This is a genomic window from Dictyobacter halimunensis, from assembly GCF_036245075.1.
In genome coordinates this window covers 5,279,249-5,298,533 of record NZ_BSRI01000002.1, presented here as the reverse complement: position 1 = coordinate 5,298,533, position 19,285 = coordinate 5,279,249, and the positions used below count along the sequence as shown (strand labels likewise).

Below are 19,285 nucleotides of genomic sequence, written 5' to 3'. Positions count from 1 at the left end.
ATCGCTCTTGACTTCAAAACGGGCATTTGTGCCTGGCCACCAGTGGTGGGTTCTACCCCGAGAGGAGAAACGCTATAGAGTCCTTACATTGAGGGGGGAAAAGGGGCCACAAAACAGCGGGTTAGATTAAAACAGTCCTTGATGGGAGGGACGCCCTCACATATCTCGCAACGAACTCCTGGAGGCCACGCAGATCACTTGCACCATCTGTGTATTTGACATAATACGCATTACCTCCTTTCCTGAGTTGCTATGCTACGAGAGCAAAAGCAGTATAACATATATGCGCTGAGCCAGACAACCTGCCTATATGCATGTCAACAGATAGTTAATTTATTGGATGATACAATAGTGGAAGAAGAGGACATATTGTTGAGACTACAATAGTTTTGCACTGAAGAAAGAGATCAGACATGAGTGATCTAACTAAGGCGAAAACGCCAGCCACGGTTGAAGGTGTCATCACCAAAGCCAGCCCTTACGAGATCGAGGAGACGCTGGAGCGCCTGGAAGATACCATTCGCGACCATGGGCTACGCCAGTTCACACATATCAACCATAGCTGGGAGGCCCAGCAGGTCGGGCTAAAAATGCAGGAGGCCCATGTGATCATCTTCGGCGATCCCAAAGCGGGGACGTCCCTGATGGTCGCCTCCCCGCTGATCGCGCTCGAACTGCCGCTCAAGGTACTGGTCTGGCAAAGCGATCATAACCACGTCTGGGTCAGCTATCCCAGCGTCACATACCTGGCCACCCGCTATGGCGTGCCTCAAGAACTGATCACCAATATCGCCGGCATCGATAAGCTGGTCGACGGTGTGGTACACGCATAACACGGGGTCCACGCATCACCATCAGAGCGTCGGCGAGGGCAATTTGAGCACATATTCTTCGGTCTCGGCGCCGCGGGCGTTGGCGAAGCCCTTGCCCTCGCCGATGCGCTGGAAGCCACATTTCGCAAGCACGCGTAGCGAGCCGATATTATCTTTGGCGGCGCGGCCATACAGCGGCCGCGTCTTGACGACGTGTGAGATAAAGGTCGCCAGCGCCCCGGTGGCGACGCCGCGACCCCAATAGGGGCGGCCGATCCAGTAGGTGACCTCGGGTCCATCCAGTTCTTCATCCCGGTAGAGCGCGACGCTGCCCGCCACCTGCCCATCGACCAGGATGGTGCGATTGATGGTGCTCTCGTCGCGCAAGATGCGCCGCCAGTGCGCCATAAACGCCTCCCGGTCGGTGGGATCCTTTGCCGTGAAGGCCGCCATATGGTTGGCCTCCTCATCCAGCTGATACTCAAAAAAGATGGGCAGGTCATCCTCCACCACCTCCCGCAGCTGCAGATCATAATTCATAGCGCCTAATCGTGCTCGTTCCATCGGGCCAACTCCTCGCTCTCATGCGCCTGCGCGCGATAAACATCTTCTTTTTTGTCATACAACAAACCTGATCCATTTTAACACAATCAATCCGAAAAATAAAGAACTTCTGTTCTTATTCAGAGCAGACAAAACGAGAAAAGACGAGAGTACGTGCGGGGCTTGTCCCCGCTTCCTTGCTTCTTAAGAGGAAAGGCTCATTCAAAGCGACCAGGAACGGTTGCCTGCGATGCATCGCATTCTTCTTACTGCTTTTTCGAGCGGCGAGCAAGCAAGCGGGGGCAAGCCCCGCACGTACTGCTTCTCTTTCTCTTTGTACATTCCCTTACGTTGAGAGTGTTGGTGCATTGGGAGCGCTCATGTGCCCCCATGATGACGGGATGAAGATACATTTTTAGTGTTCCTTGAGCATGAGCGCCTCTATCTTTAGCCTATCCTGAGCCGTGTTGCCGATACAATAATGGATATAATAGGGTGGTTGGGGAGGCTGGAATCATGTTGTAGAGCTATATAAAGAGAGCAGTTTCAGGAGGGAGAAAGGGATGGGCCCGCTCCACGAATCTGATAACAATATGCCTGCACAGCAGCCGTCAGGCCAGCCGCAGAGCGGTTCAAAGATAGCGGATGACTTCGATGTGATCTTGCCCGGCCCGATGGAGGTGCGTCGGGGGAGCCGGCTCGGCGATACCCGCGTGCGCATGGTCCTGCCGGCTAAACAGCCGTTTCACCGTTTGCGGGAGGGGACGCTGGAGGCGACGGAGTCGGTCGAGGTGCCCGAGGGGCGCCTGCAGCAGGCCGGATACTGGCTGAAGCGGGCCCTGATCGGGGTGCCGATCGCCACGGCGCGCGCCGACCAGGAGCGACTGACCAAGTTCAAGGCGCTGGCCGTGCTCTCCTCGGACGCCATCTCGTCGGTAGCCTTCGCCACCGAGGCAATCCTGATCAACCTGGTGGCGGCTGGCACGGCGGCCCTGGCCTGGACGCTGCCGATCAGCCTGGTGATCCTGGCCTTGCTGGTCGTGGTGACGCTCTCATACCGCCAGACCATCCCGGCCTATCCCAACGGCGGCGGCTCCTATATCGTGGCGCGCGAGAACCTCGGCACGCTCCCGGGGCTGGTGGCGGCAGCGGCGCTGATGATCGACTATGTGTTGAACGTGGCGGTCTGCGTGGCGGCCGGCGTGCATAACGTGATCTCGCTCTTCCCCTCGCTGCAACCCTACGTCATCGCGATGGACCTGGCGCTGGTGCTGATCATGACGGTGCTCAATCTGCGCGGCATCCGCGAGTCGGGGACCATCTTCGCGCTGCCGACCTACTTCTTTATCGTCAGCGCCTTCCTGCTGATCGGCGTGGGGCTGACCAGGGCCTATGTCTTCAACCATCAGCCGCTGATCGGACATTTTGTGCCGACCGTGCAGGCGATCGAGCCGCTGACGATCTTTATCCTGCTGCGCTCGTTCGCCACGGGATGTTCGGCCATGACGGGCGTCGAGGCCATCTCCAACGGTATCCCGATCTTCCGCAAGCCGGAGACGCGCAACGCCTCGATCACGCTAACCACGATGGCCTGCATCCTGGGCGCGCTCTTCCTGGGCATTACGCTGCTGGCCATGACCTACGCCACGCAGGCCGAGCCCTCGGGCAACCCGACGGTGATCGCCAAGATCGCCAGCGACGTCTTCGCGGGCCCGCTGGTCTTCCTGTTCCCGATCTTCCAGCTGTCGGTGCTGGGCATCCTGACGCTCTCGGCCGAGACGAGCTACGCCGACTTTCCACGGCTGGCCTCACTACTGGCGCGTGACAAATTCCTGCCCTCGATGTTCTCGTTCCGTGGCGATCGGCTGGCCTTTAGCTCGGGCATCATCGCGCTGGCCCTGCTCGCCGGACTGCTGCTGGTCGTCTTCAAAGGCGACACCAACGCGCTGATCAACCTGTTCGCGGTCGGCGTCTTTATCGCCTTTACGCTCTCGCAGTCGGGCATGGTGGTCCACTGGTGGCGACGACGCGCCACGCACAGGGGCTGGCGGCGCAGCATGATTATCAATGGATTGGGGGCCGTGACGACGGCGCTGGTCGCCATCATCGTGGCCATTATGAAGTTCATGGAGGGTGCCTGGATCGTGGTCATCCTGATTCCGGTAATGGTCTGGCTCTTCCGGAGCATCGCGCATCATTACCACCTGGTGGCGCAGGAGCGCACCTTCGATCTGCCGCTGCGGCCGCAGGACATCCACCACCGCGTCATCATCCCCATCGATCGCCTGGACCGGGCGACGATCCAGAGCCTGGCCTACGCGCGCTCGATCAGCGACCACGTCACAGCCGTGCACGTCGATGTCGACGAGGAGCGCGCCAATCAGCTGCGCGCCGACTGGCAGCGCTGGCAGCGGTATATTCCCGACGACGAGGGCGTCAACCTGCTGATCATCGCCTCGCCGTTCCGCTCGCTGATCCGTCCGCTGCTGGCCTACATCGACGTCGTACATCAACGCCACCCCGAGACCGTCCTGACCGTGGTGCTGCCCGAGTTCGTCGTCTCGCACTGGTGGGAATACCCGCTACACAATCAGACCGCGCTGCGCCTGAAGACGTCGCTGCTCTTCCGACCGGGCATCGCCGTTCTCAACCTGCCCCAGCACCTGCGCACCCGCATGCCATCGGGCGCGGCCCACCCCCCAGAATGATCGCGCACGGCGATACAGGATCGCAAGCGGGGGCGAGCCGAAAGCCGGGGCGAGCCCGGGTGGAGGATGCCCCCAGCATCCTCGCCTACGACGACGCGGTGGGCGTGGGATCCGGCGCGGTGAGGGTGCCAACAGGTCCGATGGAGCGGTACTTCTGGTAGCGCTGCTCAACGAGCTGTTCGGCGCTGAGCTTGCTCAGCCCCTCAAGGTTGGTGAGCAGAGCCTCTTTGACGAGGTCGGCGGCCGCCTGATAGTTCTGGTGGGCGCCACCGAGGGGTTCGGGCACCAGATCGTCAATAATGCCAAGGTTCTTGAGCTGGCGGGCGCTGACCTGCATGGCCTCGGCCATGGTGGCGGCGTGCTTGGCGTCGCGCAGCAGGATGGTGGCGGCCGACTCGGGCGAGGCCACCGAGTAGTAGCTATTTTCGAGCATCAGGATGCGATCGCCGATACTGAGGGCGAGTGCTCCGCCGCTGCCACCCTCGCCGATCACCACGGCGACGATAGGCACGCGCAGCCGCGCCATCAGGAATAGATTGGCGGCGATGGACTGGGACTGCCCGCGCTCCTCATCGTCCAGCGCGATCGAGGCTCCTGGAGTATCGACCAGGCAGACCAGCGGCATGTTAAACTTCTCGGCCTGCTCCATCAGACGATGCGCCTTGCGGAAGCCCTCAGGATGCGGCTGGCCGGCGTTGCGGTCGCGCCGCTCCTTCATCTCGCGTCCCTTCTCCTGGCAGAGAAACATCACCGTCCGCCCATCCAACCGCGCCGGTCCACCGAAGATCGAGGCATTCTCCCCAAACGCGCGATCGCCGCGCAGCTCAAAGAACTCCTCGCACATCAGCTTCACATAATCGATGGCGTGTGGCCGACCAGGATGGCGCGCCACCTGCACCGTCTGCCACGGCGTCAGATGCTTATAGATCTCCTCGGTCGTCCGCTGCAGCCGCTGCTTCAGCCTCTCAAGCTGCTGCGACTCCTCCGGCTTCAGACGCTCGCCCTTCTTCTGCAGCGCCTGAATCTGCCGCTCAATGTCCGCCAACGGTTTCTCAAAATCCAGGGTATAAGCCATAATCTTCTTAGATCCTTCTTCTTCAATCAGAGTGGTACTCGTTACAGGGAAGTATAGCAGAGAAAATCAAAAAGATTCAAGCAACGCATCCCAAACACGAAGCGTTCCCCAACGCGAACCGCCCAACCCAAGACGGAATGCCCATGTAGGGACGACCTTCAACGGCCGTCCGGGCCGCGAGCGCCAGCGACGGCGCCCCACGTACCCCCACGATACCGCTTCCCATGGCATCCACGATGGAAAACGTGGTTCCCCCACGCCAACGTTCCGCACACGAACCCAAATGCGAACGTTCCTTGCCGGGTACCACGTGGGGCGAGATGTCATTCACGAGAAGCCGAGCCGGCCGGGTACGTGGGCCGCAATCGCTGGCGCTCGCGGCCCGGACGACCGTTGAAGGTCGTCCCTACACGGCGGTTCGGTTTGGGTTGGGCGGTTCGCGTTGGGGAACGCTTCGTATTTGGGATGCGTTGCGTATTTTGGGGAGGCGAATCATGTGATCTTGACAGGTTCCATTCGCGAATTATAATAATAGACAGACGGTCTTTTTATTAATTCATGGAAGGTCGACGGGACGTATCGTGAATCCGGAACCAGACGCCGCGCGGGAGGATGTGCGCGGCGAGAAACGAGAGATGAGATCATGAAGCTTACTCTACAGACGGCGGCAACGGTGGTGATCGGATTGATTGCCTTCGGGTTGCTGCTCTTTTTGCCGGCATGGACGTTCAATTATTGGCGGGCGTGGGTGTTTATCGTTGTCTTTGCCCTCTCGACGAATATTCCTAGCCTCTACCTGGCGCTGAAGAATCCGGAGGCGCTGAAGCGGCGTATGCACGCGGGCCCAGGGGCGGAAAGCCGACCGGCGCAGAAGATTATCATCACGATCGCCTTTCTGTCGCTGCCGGCGGTGATGGTCTTTAGCGCCTTCGATTATCGCTTCGGCTGGTCGCCGGTGCCGGATGCCATCTCCATCGTCGGAGATGCCCTGGTGGCGATCGGGCTGGTGCTCTCGATGGTAGTGGTGATCCAGAACGAGTACGCCGCCGCCAACGTTACGGTGGAGACGGGCCAGAAGGTCATCTCGACCGGCTTCTATGGCGTCGTGCGTCACCCGATGTATTCGTTTGTGCTGATCTTGATGATCGGCATCCCGCTGGCGCTCGGCTCGTGGTGGGGACTGCTCGTCCTCGTTCCTGGCGTGATCGTGCTCGCCTTCCGTATCCACGACGAGGAGCAGATGCTCACACAGGAGCTCACTGGCTATAGCGACTACACGCACAGGGTTCATTATCGCTTACTACCCTACGTATGGTGACGGCATAACTTCTGCGCGGGCACAAGCGATAATTGATTGACATCTTCGCTTATCTCCATTAATATAAGCAAAAATAGACAATATCGCATATATAAACACTACAGAGAAGCAGGGAGATGAGCGAAGATGACGCCTGAGCAATTGTTACGGGAATGCGCGGTGCTGACGTACGCGGGACGCATGCGCCACATGGTTGAGGTCGGACGGCTGGCGGCCAGCGATGAGAGCGTGCGCGAGACGATTGAGGAGTTGGGACGGGGCGATGTCTATCAGCGGGTGCTGGCGGTGCAGTCGTGCCACGGCAACCGCGACGCGGAGCGGGCACGACAGGCCATGCTCGATCGCTCGCGCGGCGTGCGCTCGGTGGCGACGGGGCTAGTGCCGTTGCTGTGCAGCGACGCGCAGATCCTGGAGCTGCTGGAGCGCATCGGCCTGGACCTGAAAGTGGTGCTGATCGCTCGCCTGCTGACGCGCGGACGCCGCGCCGCCGTGGATGCCTATGTGGAGGCGCTGGCGGCGCGCCAGGATAACCATCTGCGACGCTTGCTGCCCTTTGCCTCTCCAGAAGTGGTGCGGCGTCACCTGGGGCAACTGCTGGAGCGCTTTGACCTGACGCACTGGCAGCGTTTGATCCGCATGCATCCCGAGCTAGCCTTCGCCTACCTGCAGCAGCAGAGCGCCCAGGCAGCGAACCGCGATCTCCCCCTGCTCCACCTGATCAATACCGCGCTGCCGACGCTGACCAGCGCCGCGCCAGACCTGGCGCTAGAACTGGTGCGTACCTCCATCAGGCATACACCGCTGGGCCGCCTACACATCGTGCCCCTGGTACGCAAGCGGCCACAGGAGATGGCCGATCTGGTGCTGGCGTCCGACGAAGCGGTCTCCTCGGGCAACTTCAACGCGGTGGCCCATAAACTGAAGCTGGAGACACTGCTGGCGCTGGTGGAGCGCCGCAAAGTCTCGATCAGCGCGCATATATTTGAGAGGTTCACGCCGGAGCAGCGGCTGGCCCTCTACAGCGCCTTCGGGCGCGGCTGGCGCAACGACGAAGGGATAATCCATCTGCAGTTGGTGGCGACCCTGCCAACCGAGCAGCGCGTGCAGGAGGCGCGCCGACACCTGGAGCTGCCGGCGCTGGCGACGCGTCCCATGGAGCGCCTGCGCTACGCCGCCCTGCTACCCTGGGATGAGACGCGGCTGGTGGTGGATAGCGCGCTGCGCTCCAAGGAGGCCGAGATGCGCTCGCTGGCGCTGCAGGCGCTGATCGAGGCGACACGCTACCAGGCAGCGTACATCTCCAATGCCCTGCAGCTAGTGCGCCAGCGCCGCAACGAGCAGGACCCGGTCAGACGCGAGATGATGCTGGCGCTGGCCGCGTTGCCCTACGGACGCTGGCGCGAGGAGCACCTTCCCGAGCTGGCCCAGATCATCCGCGATGCCCTGGATGCCGCCGATCTGTCGGAACCCACAGCGCAGGCCATCGGCCGCCTGCTCATCCGCCTGCTACCATACTATCCCGAGTGGTGCGCCGCGCAGCTGGCCATCGTCTACCGCGAGCGCGGGCTGGTCAACAGCTATCAGCTCGACCGCATCCTCTCCGACAGGGAGATCCCCCACATCTCGTCAGCGCTGCAGCCGCTGCTGCAAGCCTGGCAGGCACGCGAGAAGGAACACCACCTGCTGGTGCTGGGCCTGATCTTTGGGCGCCGCCTGCGCGTCTTCGACGAACTGGCGCAGATTTTGGCGACCCTGCTGGAGCAGACGCGCAGCCTGAGCGTGGCCAGCTCCTGTGCCGCGCTGCTGCACGAACACCAGCCCAGACAGCTACTCGCGCTGATCCCCGGCCTGCTGCAGCGCGACGAGAGCTACATCGTGATCTCAGCGATCTATAGGTCCCTGCACCGCCATCGCCAGGACCTGCTGACGCCCTACCTGGGACAGCGCACCTTCGCGGGCAAGTTCACCAGCGGGCAGACGCATATCGTGCTGAACCTGCATGATGGCTTCTACCGCTGGCTCCCTGAGCAGCAGGAGATCTTCGCCCAGACACTGCTGGCCCTGACGCGCGACGAGGCGCAGCCGACCTCGACCCTGCAGAACGCTATCCGGCGCCTGATTGCCATGCCCTCTATTGATCCTCAGCTCGTGCTGCAGTTCGCCAGCGATGAGCGCCAGCCGGTGCGCGACACGACCCTGCGCGCCCTGAGCTGGATGGACGCGGGACAGGGCGTGCCGGTCCTGTTTGAGGCCATGAACGATGACCGCGCCCGCGTGGCGATCTATGCCCTGCGCCGCATTCTGCTCGCCATGCCCGCGCATGAGGCGCTGGACCTGCTGCGCTCCATGCCGTTCCAGCAGGTCACCGTGGCCAAAGAGGTGGTGCGCCTGATCGGCGACCTCGCCACCGAGGAGTCCTACCAGGAGCTGCTGAACCTGACGCGGCGCGAGCTGCACCGCGACGTTCGCGTGGCGTTGCTGCGCGCGCTGTGGCCCTACCTTGAACGCGACGAGACCTGGGAGGTGCTAACGCAGGCGGCCCACTCGTCCGACAGCGGTCCCGCCCTCGGCGTGGTCAACATCCCGGTCGGTGGCCTGTCGCTCAAGGCGCAGCACCGGCTCACCAACCTCTTCACCATCCTGCTGGCCCACCCCGAGCCAGAGGTGCGCATCGCCACCCTGAACCGCTGCGTGGCCTTCCCGTTCCGCGATCCCGAGCATGCCCTGCACGCGCGCCTGCTCCAGCTGATGCAGTCGGAGCTGCCGGACGAGCGCAAGACGGCCGCGCGTGCCGTCTTCGCCATCTACACCGGCAACGACGCCTCCCTGATCGGCGACACGGTGCGCCAGCTGCTCCCCAATCGCCAGGCCCTGCAGAGTACCCTCGACGCCTTTGTAAACGGCCTCCACATCGGACGCAAGCACCTGCTGCCAGCGACGCGCAGCATCCTATCCGTGCTGGCCCAGGACCCGCTGACCCTGACCTGGCAACTCGCCATCCTGTTCCGGGGACTCCCCTGGCCGGAGGTGATCCAGGGCATCATCCAGCTGGAACCGCAGCTGCACGCCGACGCCCTCACCAGCGCCGAAGGCCTGATCGACCAGCTCAGCCGCAGACCCGACGCCAACCTGCTCCAATTGGAGATGGCCCTGGCAAATCAGCCCGACGAACGCCTGCGCCGGCTGGCGCTCACCACCCTGCTCGCCCAGACCCGGCAGGCCCGAGGCTGGAGCGAAGCGCACATCCAACGCCTGCGCACCTACCAGCGCGACAGCTCGCCCCTCATCGCTGCCACCGCCCAATTCACCTTTCCCGTTTAACCGGTCCTGCATCCACACTTATGACTGACCGGGCAGCGGCGCAGGGGTGGATGTAATTATATTTTATGCGCTTTACAACGTGCGCAATTAAATTGTAGACAATTTAATTGCGCACAATTTATGTCCCCAAAAAACAAAATGTTCCACTCAGGCAAAGGCAAACAGGTCGTTTTGTGTGGTGGTGCATCGGGCGCGCACCCGATGCACCACCACACAAAACCAATGCGCCCGCTTGCGCGGCACCAATGAACAGTTAAACATCATGTCCCGTTTGTCCCAGAACCGCGGAGATCAATAATTGAGGCGAACGCTAGCTTGCTACCCTTTTTATGATATGTTATGCTGTAAAGAGGCTGTGGAGGCACGCCTGGACGCGGCCAGTTTCGCTCGTCCAAACAGACGGCATGTGCGCTGTTTGCCTCAAGATCATCATTCAAACACTATGTTTCAGGAAAGGCACGTCGCATGGTTGTGGTGAACCGGTAAGTCCTTCAGTTTAGAGCTTGACGCAGAGCAAGAAAGAGGGCTGTCTTCTGACAGCCCGGGTATGTCTATGGGCTGATCACATGGAGTATCCGTATCAACCCACAGGGTATCCTCTTCTGCTCTCGATTCATGCGCTCTCAACCGATGGCACGGACAAGCACCCGGGATGCAGACGTGTAATCTTCTTCTATCTCTCAACTGCTCTTCGCATAGAAGACCACCTGTGGTCTGCGCTCCCTCCCGCCTTCCGAACCGGTTGAGCGCGCTCCTTTACCCCGACGGGTACAACGAAATGGAGCGAGAAACGTGCACCGAAGACTGAAACGACGAAAACCCGGTTCCAAACGCAGCGATCGACAGACAACGTGGCTGTGGATCAGCCGGGGACTGCGCATCCACCAATTGATCTGGGTGGGAAAACGCGAATATGACTCACGCCAGCCGGCCTGCCACTACAACCTGCATATCCAGCCGGCCTGTGGCGGCCTGGATTATCACAATTATCATATCCGTTATCTGGGCATCAGGGAGAACAAACACACGTGGTCCGTGGTCGATGCGCCCTATGGGCAGGAAAAGAGCCATAGGGTCTACGCCCTCTCGCAGGAGCACTTCATTCGTGAGGTGATCGATAGCGCCAGCAGCCTGCTGGTGACGGATATGACCAACGACGTCGGCGATCCCACGCTCTGGACCCGGCTCGCCGAGCACCTTGCCCTCGTCCTCTTCGATCTGTATCGACAGGGCGCGCCGATGCCCGTAGAACGGCGTAGAGCATAAAACGCCAGGCACATATTCACGAGAAAGGTCGATATAGGGGTATAGCGCCATCCGGCATATACCCCTGTTTACGCGATATGAGCTATGGAGCCAGCACAAGCGGCGCGATGGGATCCTGGTATTCGAGCAGCTTGCCGATCTGGTAGTGCCACGCCGTCTGGCCGCCGGTGAGGTCGATGGCGTAGAGGTTGTAGTTCCAGAAGGTGTTGCTGCTGCCCGAGCTATACTGACCACCCCCGTGGACGCCGGTCTTGACGTACAGGCGGCCATTGCTCAATACGCTCTCCCCAAGCCCCTCCTTGAAAGGGAGCGAGACCGGATATTGAGACAGCTGTTTTCCACTCTGTAGATCCAGGACGCGCAGGGCATACGCCTGGCCGCCGTTATCTAGCAGCACCAGCTTGCCATCAGCGATGTGTGCCACCGGCGGCTGCCCGCAGAGATGCTCGGAGTCACACACAGGTGTGCGCAGCGTCGTCTGCCAGCGGAGCGCGCCGCTCACAGGATCAAGCAGCTGCAACGACTGGCTATCGACCTTATCCGCGCTCGCAAGTACCGCGATGGCGTTCGCATCGACCAGCAATTGCCGATCGCCCGCCTGCGACTGCCAGAGCATTTTCCCGCTCTGCACATCAAAGGCGTACACCCTGTACAGCGCGGGCATGGTGGGCTGCTTGCCGACCGTGCCCACCGAAGCGACGGCCGCGCTGGTATCGGCGTACAATCTGCCATTGAGCAGGTGCAGATTGGTAAAGAAGCTGGCTCGATCGCTCAGGGGCTGCTCCCAGAGCTGCTTGCCGGTGCGGGCGTCGAGGGCGTACAGTGGGTTGCCGGCATCATAGACGACGCCATCGGCCACCAGGGGCGCATCAAATGAGGTATTGCCCCACATCTGCGGCTGGAAGTGCCAGAGGAAACTACCCGTGGTGCCATCGACGGCATAGAGCACGGGATGTCCCTGCGCGTTGGTCGATTTAGCATAAATCATCCCATCAGCGGCGGAGAGGCTGACGCCGTTGGGGAAGCGCGGACCCTGCCAGAGTTGCTTGCCGCTCTGTATGTCAAAACCCAACAGTTCGCCAGTGGCGAGATAGATGTATACCCGCTGCTGATCAAAGACGACACTGCCGATATAGGCGCGCGTCTCGCGCTGCTGGGCCGGGGTCAAATGGACCGCGTACTGCCAGAGTTGCTTGCCAGAGCTGCTATCGAGCACAAACACCGTGTTCTCAAGCTGCACGCAGATCAGGTTAGAGCTCATGACCTGGACCTGCATGGAGCTGCCACTGATGCGATTCATCTTCGATGGCTGGACCAGCGCCTGCTTCCAGACAATCGACCCGTTTTGTCCGCTCAGGCGGTAGACCGTATCTTTATAACCCACATAGACATCCTGAGGGATGGTACTGTGACTGGCCACCCTGTTATTGCTTATCGGCCTGTTCGCCGATCCCGCCTGACGCGCGCCCTGCGCGGTGATCACCCAACCGGCGACCACCGTCACACAGGCAACGATCACAATAAAGAAGACACCTCGTACGCGCACGACCGAGGTTTTACGCTGTGAACTTGCAGGAAGCTTATCACCCATGACGTATACTCCAGGCTCTCATTTTGGTTGCTATGAATCGCGCTAGCAAGAATTCCCTTCTACAGCTATATAGACGCACATGAGCTCCAGAAAGTTCCTGGCCCCTCCACACTATAAGCCTGTAGAGTATGGGCTACTTTTTCCTTTAGAAAAGGCCCGCGCAGTTCAGCAACGCTCTATCCGTTGTATAATACGCTGAACTCGCTGCGCAAGGGCTTCGGGGGCCACTCTTATCAGGTGGTAGCCCAGAGCGGTGTAGGTCTCCGCATGGATCTTCTCGAACACGAACGATTACAAATAGAGCAAAACTCTTTTTAATGAAAAGTGCAAAACAGGGCTGTGTTAGCGTACTTGCTATAGAGCATAAAAGCAATCAAATGTCACAAACAGCCGCCCTCTTCCGTCTAGTGTGCGAAATTTTTCAGAATCGCGCATAAAGAGAGAAAGAGGAAAATTATCATAATGAACACGGATGAAGCGCAGCAGGTAGATGTTATCATCATCGGCGGCGGGCTGGCCGGCCTGGCTACCGCCTGCTATCTGGCCAGGGGCGGCGCAGGTGTTAGACTATACGAAAAATCAAAGGAGTTGGGCGGACGGGCGGAGACTACGGACTATGATGGATTTAAGCTGAACCGGGGCATCCACGCGCTCTATACGGGTGGCGCGCTGGACAAGGTGCTGCGGGAGCTGAAGATCCCCTATAGCGGCCATAGTCCACAGGCGGTGTTTGTGCTACGCGCGGGGAAGCTGCACGAGTTTCCCGCTGGCGCGGGGTCGCTGCTGAAGACGGGGCTGCTGGGATTGGGTGATAAAATTGAGCTGGCACGCCTGTTCATGCGGCTGCCTGGACTGCAGGCGGAGAGGTTCGCGCGCGTGAGCGTACAGGACTGGATATTCCAGGAGACCAATCGGCCACGGGTGCGCGAGTTCTTGCTGGCGTTCGCCTGCACCAACGTGTATAGCTCGGCGCTCGAACTGGTCAGCGCGGAGGTGCTAATCAAGAAGCTGCAGATAGCGCTCGGGCATCCCGTTCTCTACATCGATGGAGGCTGGCAGACGCTGGTGGAGGGGCTACGGCAGGCCACCGTACAGGCGGGGGCCGAGATTATTACCAATCGCCGCGTCGAGGCGGTGGAGTACGTGCAGGGTCGGGTCCAGGGCGTGCGGCTGGCCGATGGAGAGCGCGTACGGGCGCGGGCGGTGGTGATCGCGACCACGCCGCAGGAGGCGCTCAAGCTGGTCGGCGCTGGTTCGTACGCGCCCTTGCACGCTATCATAGAAGATCTAATCCCGGCGCGCGTGGCCTGCCTGGATGTTGCCCTGCGTTGCCTGCCCGATCCCACTCATCCGATCGTGCAGCACGCCACGAAGCCGCTCTTCATGACGGCGCAATCGCTCTACGCGCGGGTCGCGCCCGGTGATGGGGCCGTCATCCACGCCTTCAAGCAGCTAGATCTGGTCCACCCCGGTGACTCCAAAGAGGATGAGCGCGATCTGGAGGAGCTGCTGGACGCGGTCCAGCCGGGATGGCGCAAACTGGTGGTGAAGCGCATCTTCCTGCCGCACATCGCGGCGCTCGGGATGCTGCCGACAGCGGCCGGCGGCGGCTACGCCGGGCGTCCGGGTCCACAGGTGCCAGGCATCGACAACCTGCTGCTGGTCGGGGACTGGATCGGGCCGGGCTTCCTGGCCGACGCCAGCGTGGGCAGCGCGCGCCAGGTCGCCCGCCTGCTGCTGCGCGATGGACGTCCGGGCGGAGAAGCTGAAGAGATTGACGTGGTATACTCATAGCATAGTTGAGATGTGTATATGTATGCTGGAGTCCACCGCTTGACCGTTCCAGAACAAAACGAGCAGATATTCGATCAATACCGCATCCTGCTTTTTTCCATCGCCTACCGCATGCTGGGCAGCGTCAGCGATGCTGAAGATATGGTGCAGGAGACCTTTGTGCGCTGGCTGCAGGTGGATCAGCAGGCGGTGCAATCGCCAAAAGCCTATCTCTCAACAGTGGTGGTGCGGCTATGCATCGACTATGAACGCTCGGCCAGGGTCCAGCGCGAAGTCTACGTTGGCCCCTGGCTACCCGAGCCTCTGCAGGTAGGAGCGGACAGCGATTTGAGCCGGGGCATCCAGTTGGATGAGTCGCTCTCCTATGCCTTTCTGATCATGCTGCAGAAGCTGGGACCGCTGGAGCGGGCGGTTTTCCTGCTGCGCGAGGTCTTCGACTATGACTACGCGCAGATCGCGGCCATCGTCGAGAAGAGCGAGACCAACTGCCGCCAGGTGCTGCGCCGCGCCCACCAGCACCTGGAGCAGGATCGCGCGCGCTTCGAGGTCTCACGCGAACAGCAGGAGCGCCTGACCAGCGAGTTTCTCAGCGCCAGCCTCAACGGCGACATGCAGGGCCTGCTGACGCTGCTGGCCGAGGATGTCGTCTTTACCGCCGACAGCGGCGGCAAGATACCGGCAGGCCTCAAGCCGGTGCGCGGCGCCGACCGGGTGACACGCGGCATGCTGGGTGGCATGCGTCTGCTGCCCACTGGCATACAGATGCGCCTGGAAGAGATCAACGGCCAGCCCGCCATCATCGGCTACCACGACCAGCGTCCCTACGGGGTCATCATCCTGGCCGTGGACGGCGCCCGCATCCAGCGCGTCTACGCCATCCTCAATCCCGACAAGCTGGCCCACCTCTCCGATCTTTAGGAGTGGATCTTACCGCTGCGCCAGAGGGCGATGTCGCGGTTGATGAAGGTGACGTAGTTGCGGTGCGCGGCGTCCTGCGGATTCTTGACGGGGGCGTATTTCGAGATGATCTGGTTGACGGTGGTGAGCTTCCACTGCCCTACGTACAGGTCGTGGATCAGCTTATACCAGGCGTCGAAGCCGTCTTCCCAGCTGGCGAACTGGGCGTAGCCGCCTCTCTGCTTATCGACGCAGGGATGATCGGAGATGCAGCGCAGGTTGCCCGGCGAGTGCGTATGGCTGGCCTCGCCGAAGCGGCCGAAGCCGCTCTCGTGGTGGAAGAAGGCCAGGGCCACCACGGGATCGATATGGTAGCGGACGCCGAGATCGTAGATGGTCTGTCCCTTGCCGGCGGCCGGTGAGTGGTAGTAGGCCAGGATGCTATTGATCTGCTCGACGCTGATGGTGGGATCACCAACGACGGTGAAGCCGTCGGCGGGGATCGCGCCCGGCACGCCGGGTATGCGCGTCGTCTGTGCGCCTGGCCGGGTGACGGGAGCGGACGCGGATGGAAAAAGGATGGCCAGCGCGACCAGCAGCACGCATCCAAGGACACCGATGCAGGCGACGATTTCAAGTATGCGGTGGGCGCGCCGCGCCTTGCGCCTGGCCCACATCGCCTTCTGGCTCTGCAACAGGCCGTGATCCACCGCAGGCGGTCCTGGAGCAGCCGGGGCCGGCAGGGCGCCATTGACCTCGACGTCCGGGATCTGGTGCGCCTCAATCGCATAGTGCGCCTGGGCGGCGGCGCAGGCCTCGCAGGTCGCTACGTGGGCCTTCAGCTCGGCCAGCGCGCGGCCCGACAGGGCCGTACGGTGGGCGGCGTCCAGCTTCTTAGCCCATGCGTCGCAGGGTTTCACATCTATCATAGCAAGAGCACATCCTTATACATCTTTCCTGGTACACGATTCAAGCTGGACATTGGTGGACACGATAAGCCGGGGCGGTCACGGTTGGGCGAGGATGTGCTGGATGTCGGCGATGGTCTGCTGGCTGCTCTGGAAGTGGATGGCCTGCATGCCGAGGTCGCGGGCGGCGGTAACATAGGGGAGGCCGTCATCAATGAAGAGGCAGCGCCCGGGCGAGACGTCAAGCCGGCGCATGACCAGCTGGTAGCTCTCGGGCTGCGGCTTGTGGACTCTCTCTTCGGCGGAGATGACGATGGTGTCTACAAGCTGGTCCAGCTGGAAGCGCCCGGTAATGAGAGGGCGGACATCGGAGGGGGCGTTGGTCAGGATGCCCAGGCGGTAGGTGGGACGCAGGGTGCGCATGTAGGCCGCGAGCTCGGCGTTAAGGACGATGCTGGCGTAGAAGGCCCGCGCCACCACCCACCAGCTATCCTGTCCCAGCTGGAGTTGCCCGGCCACATCCCGCCACAGCTCGGGCTCGGGGACGTGCCCGGCGATGGCGGCGCGAAAGAGCGGTGAATTGAGCATCGCGCGCTCAATGGCATCGTCGGGTAAACCATGCTCATGCTCGAACGCGCGCCGCTCCAGTCGCTCTCCATGCAAGAACAGCACATCAAACAGATCGAAGATCAGGGCTGAGATTGGCATAGCAGCCTTCCTTTCCACGCCGCGCTAAAGGTAGCAGGCAGGAGCCTTTTTGAGCTCGGGCCAGCGTTTCTCGTCGTGGCCGAAGACGGTCAGCGTCACACGTTCGCGATACACGAGGTCAAAGAGCTTGCGCGCGCTGGCCAGCGCCTGAGCGGGATCAAGGTCCACGCCATTTTCGTACTCGCGCGTCTCGGGATTGAGATCCGCCTCCAGGGCTGCGGCGTCGATGGCCAGCAGCATGGGACCCGTGCGGGGCAGACGCACCAGCACGGCCTGGTGGCCAGGGACATGTCCGCTGGTCTCGATCAGCTTGACTCCCGGCAGCAGTTCGGTGTCTCCACCAACAGTCCGGTAGCGCAGAGATGGATGATTCCAGTGCCCCCGCGTCAGGTTGAAGCGCGGAGAGTCGCTGGCCAGCGCGAACTCATAGTGCGTGCGCTGTACCACCAGTTCCGCCGAGGGGAAAGCGTCGTGATTGCCAGCATGATCGGGATCAAAATGCGTGCAGATAAGTATATCGATGTCGGCAGGAGTCAGGCCCAGGGCCGCCAGCTGCTCCACCACCGAAAAGATCCGGATGCTTTCCCCGCCATTGGGCTTGAATGACCCATCCAGGGGCACGCCGGTATCAATCAGGATATTTTTGCCGTCACCGGTCTGAATCAAATAACCCGGCACAGGCGTCCCCTCAGCTCCAAGAGCCAGTTGCAAAATATAGAGGCGAACCGGAGCCTGCGATATGGTATTCAAAGAGTTCTCCTTATACAACATTCGCTATAGCAAAACCACTCCACATAATATCATACATTACACCCTTACGCCCGCTTCATTTATTCAACATCATACAATCAATCTCCTTTCAGCGCACGAAGCGCGACCTCTTGTAGGTTCGACCCTCGCGGTCGATTTTCCCTTCCCACACGATTGCGTTTCTCATATACGTGATATATACCCGCATATCCCTATATCGTTCATATATAAGAGGGCTTGATTGTACATGGAGGGAAAATCGGGCGCAAGGCCCAATACTTTCAACTTTAGCACGGGCAACAAGAGAAAAGACCACAGTACGTGCGGGGCTTGCCCCCGCTTGCTTGTCCCCCAAGAGGAAAGCTGATTCAAAGCGACAAGGAACGGTTGCATGCGATGCATCGCATTCTGCTTGCTGCTTTTTCGAGCGGCGAGCAAGCAAGCGGGGGCAAGCCCCGCACGTACTGCATCTCTTTTTCTTTGTACATTCCTTTAAGTTGAAAGTATTGGGCGCAAGGCCCGAACCTACGATGAACGTTAACGTGCGTGAGAAGGTGGTGGGGGCGACCTCCAATTAATACGCACATCGGGGGCCGCCTCCAATTTATGCGTTGAGGGCGGGCAGGACTTCGTGGGCGAGCATTTCGAGGGTGGTAGTATCGGGGAAGCCGCCGCCACTGATCATGAAGTAGTCGAAGCCCAGGTCGATAATGGGCTTGAATTGCTCGACGACCTGCGCGGGCGTGCCGACGAGGCCGAGCCCGAACGGTCCACGGTGTTTGGCGGTGAGCTCTTTGAGCTTGCGTTCGTCGGGCGCGCAGTAGCAGCCGATCATGGCGGTGCGGCGAATGGTTTTGGGATCGCGGCCGACGGCCCGGCAGGCTTCGTCTAGCTTGTTGACAAGGTCGCGCGTCTTCTCCAGGTCGCTGAAGCCGATATTCCACCAGTCGGCGTGACGGGCCACCACACGCAGCATCCTGGGCTGAAAGGCGGCGACCATGATCGGCGGGATCGGCTCGGGTTTGGGTTGGCAGAAGGCGTTGGCGACACGGTGATACTTGCCCTCGAAGGTCACGTGGTCCTCGCGCCAGAGCGCCTTCATGATCTGCAGAGCCTCGTCCAGCTCCTCCACGCGCTGGCCCGGACCGGGATAGGGGATGTTGTACGCCTTGCACTCCTCCTCCTGCCAGCCCGCGCCGATGCCCATCACAAAGTTGCCTTCACTCACATACTGCAGGGTCGCCGCCATCTTGGCCAGCACGGCCGGATTGCGGAAGAGCTGGCAGAGCACGATATGGCCGACCTTCAGGCGCGGCTCCAGAGCCGCCAGGTAGGTGAGCGTCGTCCACGCCTCCAAAAAGGGACGATCCTCAAACTGCAGATGATCGGGGAACCAGACGGAATCGAAGTGACCGGCAATCGTGGCCAGGCCGCGCCGCAGGTTGCTCATAAACTCCTGCCGCGACTGATTATCACCCCCCACCGGAGGCATCCAACCGAACTCGATACGAGCCATCTTACATCCTTTCGTACCTGCGCTGACATATGAGGCCAGCGCCATGCATATATGTCATCTCCAATAGAATGACATATA

The 19,285-nt window shown here is 60.9% G+C and carries 14 protein-coding genes; 7 read left to right on the top strand and 7 right to left on the bottom strand.

Annotated elements, in window-relative coordinates; translation table 11 throughout:
* The first annotated feature begins 413 nt into the window (after positions 1-413).
* Positions 414-833 carry a DUF302 domain-containing protein gene (locus AABA21_RS35980; protein WP_338257648.1) on the top strand — a complete coding sequence of 140 codons (420 nt, stop codon included), beginning with the start codon at positions 414-416 and terminating at the stop codon, positions 831-833.
* 21 nt (positions 834-854) lie between these two features.
* Here AABA21_RS35980 and AABA21_RS35975 read toward each other — a convergent pair whose 3' ends face one another.
* Positions 855-1,376 carry a GNAT family N-acetyltransferase gene (locus AABA21_RS35975; RefSeq protein WP_338257647.1) on the bottom strand — a complete coding sequence of 174 codons (522 nt, stop codon included), beginning with the start codon at positions 1,374-1,376 and terminating at the stop codon, positions 855-857.
* Between the two features lie 542 nt (positions 1,377-1,918).
* Here AABA21_RS35975 and AABA21_RS35970 point away from each other — a divergent pair.
* Entirely contained in the window at positions 1,919-4,063 is a 2,145-nt protein-coding gene (locus AABA21_RS35970; RefSeq protein WP_338257645.1) for an APC family permease, read from the top strand.
* An 85-nt stretch (positions 4,064-4,148) separates the two neighbouring features.
* Here AABA21_RS35970 and AABA21_RS35965 read toward each other — a convergent pair whose 3' ends face one another.
* Complete coding sequence (locus tag AABA21_RS35965) at positions 4,149-5,138, bottom strand: acetyl-CoA carboxylase carboxyltransferase subunit alpha (protein WP_338257644.1); 990 nt, start codon at positions 5,136-5,138, stop codon at positions 4,149-4,151.
* A 643-nt stretch (positions 5,139-5,781) separates the two neighbouring features.
* Between AABA21_RS35965 and AABA21_RS35960 the strand changes: the two genes are divergently transcribed.
* The 3 genes from AABA21_RS35960 to AABA21_RS35950 all read left to right on the top strand — a co-directional run bounded on the left by AABA21_RS35960 (position 5,782) and on the right by AABA21_RS35950 (position 11,043).
* Entirely contained in the window at positions 5,782-6,456 is a 675-nt protein-coding gene (locus AABA21_RS35960; RefSeq protein ID WP_338257643.1) for a methyltransferase family protein, read from the top strand.
* Between the two features lie 489 nt (positions 6,457-6,945).
* Positions 6,946-9,777, top strand: a complete 2,832-nt coding sequence (locus tag AABA21_RS35955; RefSeq protein WP_338257642.1) for a hypothetical protein — start codon at positions 6,946-6,948, stop codon at positions 9,775-9,777.
* 792 nt (positions 9,778-10,569) lie between these two features.
* Positions 10,570-11,043 carry a hypothetical protein gene (locus AABA21_RS35950; protein WP_338257641.1) on the top strand — a complete coding sequence of 158 codons (474 nt, stop codon included), beginning with the start codon at positions 10,570-10,572 and terminating at the stop codon, positions 11,041-11,043.
* Positions 11,044-11,125: 82 nt separating this feature from the next.
* Here AABA21_RS35950 and AABA21_RS35945 read toward each other — a convergent pair whose 3' ends face one another.
* A complete protein-coding gene (locus AABA21_RS35945; RefSeq protein ID WP_338257640.1) occupies positions 11,126-12,634 on the bottom strand; it encodes an outer membrane protein assembly factor BamB family protein in 1,509 nt (502 codons plus the stop codon).
* A 462-nt stretch (positions 12,635-13,096) separates the two neighbouring features.
* Here AABA21_RS35945 and AABA21_RS35940 point away from each other — a divergent pair, with 462 nt between their 5' ends.
* Positions 13,097-14,428: a phytoene desaturase family protein gene (locus tag AABA21_RS35940; protein ID WP_338257638.1), complete on the top strand. Its 1,332-nt coding sequence runs from the start codon at positions 13,097-13,099 to the stop codon at positions 14,426-14,428.
* Between the two features lie 18 nt (positions 14,429-14,446).
* Positions 14,447-15,346, top strand: a complete 900-nt coding sequence (locus AABA21_RS35935; protein ID WP_338257637.1) for an RNA polymerase sigma-70 factor — start codon at positions 14,447-14,449, stop codon at positions 15,344-15,346.
* Here the strand turns inward: AABA21_RS35935 and AABA21_RS35930 are convergent.
* From AABA21_RS35930 to AABA21_RS35915, 4 genes are all read right to left on the bottom strand, one after another.
* A complete protein-coding gene (locus AABA21_RS35930) occupies positions 15,343-16,254 on the bottom strand; it encodes a glucosaminidase domain-containing protein (protein WP_338257636.1) in 912 nt (303 codons plus the stop codon). The two genes, AABA21_RS35935 and AABA21_RS35930, sit on opposite strands and share 4 nt — an antisense overlap.
* A 78-nt stretch (positions 16,255-16,332) precedes the next feature.
* Positions 16,333-16,941 (bottom strand): HAD family hydrolase, encoded by a 609-nt coding sequence (locus AABA21_RS35925; RefSeq protein WP_338257634.1) that lies wholly within the window; start codon positions 16,939-16,941, stop codon positions 16,333-16,335.
* A 24-nt stretch (positions 16,942-16,965) separates the two neighbouring features.
* Positions 16,966-17,691 carry an N-acyl homoserine lactonase family protein gene (locus AABA21_RS35920; RefSeq protein WP_338257632.1) on the bottom strand — a complete coding sequence of 242 codons (726 nt, stop codon included), beginning with the start codon at positions 17,689-17,691 and terminating at the stop codon, positions 16,966-16,968.
* Between the two features lie 604 nt (positions 17,692-18,295).
* Positions 18,296-19,207 (bottom strand): LLM class flavin-dependent oxidoreductase, encoded by a 912-nt coding sequence (locus AABA21_RS35915; RefSeq protein WP_338257631.1) that lies wholly within the window; start codon positions 19,205-19,207, stop codon positions 18,296-18,298.
* Between the last annotated feature and the right edge of the window lie 78 nt (positions 19,208-19,285).

Coding starts and splice junctions, on each gene's coding strand:
- AABA21_RS35980 (WP_338257648.1), top strand. CDS start 414: ATGAGTGATCTAACTAAGGCGAAAACGCCAGCCACGGTTGAAGGTGTC.
- AABA21_RS35975 (WP_338257647.1), bottom strand. CDS start 1,376: ATGGAACGAGCACGATTAGGCGCTATGAATTATGATCTGCAGCTGCGG.
- AABA21_RS35970 (WP_338257645.1), top strand. CDS start 1,919: ATGGGCCCGCTCCACGAATCTGATAACAATATGCCTGCACAGCAGCCG.
- AABA21_RS35965 (WP_338257644.1), bottom strand. CDS start 5,138: ATGGCTTATACCCTGGATTTTGAGAAACCGTTGGCGGACATTGAGCGG.
- AABA21_RS35960 (WP_338257643.1), top strand. CDS start 5,782: ATGAAGCTTACTCTACAGACGGCGGCAACGGTGGTGATCGGATTGATT.
- AABA21_RS35945 (WP_338257640.1), bottom strand. CDS start 12,634: ATGGGTGATAAGCTTCCTGCAAGTTCACAGCGTAAAACCTCGGTCGTG.
- AABA21_RS35940 (WP_338257638.1), top strand. CDS start 13,097: ATGAACACGGATGAAGCGCAGCAGGTAGATGTTATCATCATCGGCGGC.
- AABA21_RS35935 (WP_338257637.1), top strand. CDS start 14,447: ATGTATGCTGGAGTCCACCGCTTGACCGTTCCAGAACAAAACGAGCAG.
- AABA21_RS35930 (WP_338257636.1), bottom strand. CDS start 16,254: ATGATAGATGTGAAACCCTGCGACGCATGGGCTAAGAAGCTGGACGCC.
- AABA21_RS35925 (WP_338257634.1), bottom strand. CDS start 16,941: ATGCCAATCTCAGCCCTGATCTTCGATCTGTTTGATGTGCTGTTCTTG.
- AABA21_RS35915 (WP_338257631.1), bottom strand. CDS start 19,207: ATGGCTCGTATCGAGTTCGGTTGGATGCCTCCGGTGGGGGGTGATAAT.